2 rRNA genes are annotated in these 2260 nt (G+C 48.3%); both read right to left on the reverse strand.

Annotation, left to right across the window (positions count from 1 at the left end):
* Positions 1 to 1337: ribosomal RNA gene (locus tag FYJ80_RS11500) — 23S ribosomal RNA — on the reverse strand; the annotation flags it as partial.
* 334 nt (positions 1338 to 1671) lie between these two features.
* A 16S ribosomal RNA gene (locus tag FYJ80_RS11505) occupies positions 1672 to 2260 on the reverse strand; the annotation flags it as partial.

Here is a 2260-nt window from a genome sequence, read left to right on the forward strand (position 1 = left end):
TTAGGACCCGACTAACCCAGAGCCGACGAGCCTTCCTCTGGAAACCTTAGTCAATCGGTGCACGGGATTCTCACCCGTCTTTCGCTACTCACACCGGCATTCTCACTTCTAAGCGCTCCACATGTCCTTACGATCATGCTTCAACGCCCTTAGAACGCTCTCCTACCATTGTCCAAAGGACAATCCACAGCTACGGTAATATGTTTAGCCCCGGTACATTTTCGGCGCAGTGTCACTCGACTAGTGAGCTATTACGCTTTCTTTAAATGATGGCTGCTTCTAAGCCAACATCCTGGCTGTCTGAGCCTTCCCACATCGTTTCCCACTTAGCTATAACTTTGGGACCTTAGCTGGCGGTCTGGGTTGTTTCCCTCTTCACGACGGACGTTAGCACCCGCCGTGTGTCTCCCGGATATTACTTACTGGTATTCGGAGTTTGCAAAGGGTTGGTAAGTCGGGATGACCCCCTAGCCTTAACAGTGCTCTACCCCCAGTAGTATTCGTCCGAGGCGCTACCTAAATAGCTTTCGGGGAGAACCAGCTATCTCCGAGTTTGATTGGCCTTTCACCCCTAGCCACAAGTCATCCGCTAATTTTTCAACATTAGTCGGTTCGGTCCTCCAGTAAGTGTTACCTCACCTTCAACCTGCCCATGGCTAGATCACTCGGTTTCGGGTCTAATCCTAGCAACTAATTCGCCCAGTTAAGACTCGGTTTCCCTACGGCTCCCCTAAACGGTTAACCTTGCTACTAAAATTAAGTCGCTGACCCATTATACAAAAGGTACGCAGTCACCCAACAAGTGGGCTCCTACTGCTTGTACGTACACGGTTTCAGGTTCTATTTCACTCCCCTCACAGGGGTTCTTTTCGCCTTTCCCTCACGGTACTGGTTCACTATCGGTCAGTCAGGAGTATTTAGCCTTGGAGGATGGTCCCCCCATGTTCAAACAGGATATCACGTGTCCCGTCCTACTCGATTTCACTAAGACTGCATTTTTGGTTACGGGGCTATCACCCTGTATCGCTGTGCTTTCCAGCACATTCACCTAACGCAGAACTAGCTTAAGGGCTAATCCGGTTTCGCTCGCCGCTACTACCGGAATCTCGGTTGATTTCTCTTCCTCGGGGTACTTAGATGTTTCAGTTCCCCCGGTTTGCCTCATTAACCTATGTATTCAGTTAACGATAGTGCAACGAATTGCACTGGGTTTCCCCATTCGGACATCGCCGGTTATAACGGTTCATATCACCTTACCGACGCTTTTCGCAGATTAGCACGTCCTTCATCGCCTCTGACTGCCAGGGCATCCACCGTGTACGCTTAGTCACTTAACCATACAACCCCAAGAGGTCTTGTATGTTCAAACAACCAAGGTTTGCGTTTAATAATCCGATCAAGAAAATATTAAACATTGGTTTTTCGCCGGACTCGATACAAGACACTTGAATGTGTGTTGTTTTGAGAACTCGTTTTCATCCGAAGATAAAAACATTTTTTTAAAATTAATCTTTCGATTAAATTTACTAGTCAGCTTTCCAGATTGTTAAAGAGCATAACGCAAAAAAGCGTTAATCAATGCGATAGCATTCATTAGCACTTTCGTACTGTTCTTATAGTTCGACCAAGCAATTTGTGTGGACACTGCATAAAACAAGTTAAGTCTTTAGGTAAGGAGGTGATCCAGCCCCAGGTTCCCCTAGGGCTACCTTGTTACGACTTCACCCCAGTCATGAATCACACCGTGGTAAACGCCCTCCCGAAGGTTAAGCTATCTACTTCTGGTGCAGCCCACTCCCATGGTGTGACGGGCGGTGTGTACAAGGCCCGGGAACGTATTCACCGTAGCATTCTGATCTACGATTACTAGCGATTCCGACTTCATGGAGTCGAGTTGCAGACTACAATCCGGACTACGACATACTTTATGAGGTCCGCTTGCTCTCGCGAGGTCGCTTCTCTTTGTATATGCCATTGTAGCACGTGTGTAGCCCTGGTCGTAAGGGCCATGATGACTTGACGTCATCCCCACCTTCCTCCAGTTTATCACTGGCAGTCTCCTTTGAGTTCCCGGCCTAACCGCTGGCAACAAAGGATAAGGGTTGCGCTCGTTGCGGGACTTAACCCAACATTTCACAACACGAGCTGACGACAGCCATGCAGCACCTGTCTCACAGTTCCCGAAGGCACTAAGCTATCTCTAGCGAATTCTCTGGATGTCAAGAGTAGGTAAGGTTCTTCGCGTTGCATCGAATTAAAC

Origin of the sequence: Bullifex porci (genome assembly GCF_009695635.1) — a bacterium.
Lineage (GTDB): Bacteria > Spirochaetota > Spirochaetia > Sphaerochaetales > Sphaerochaetaceae > Bullifex > Bullifex porci.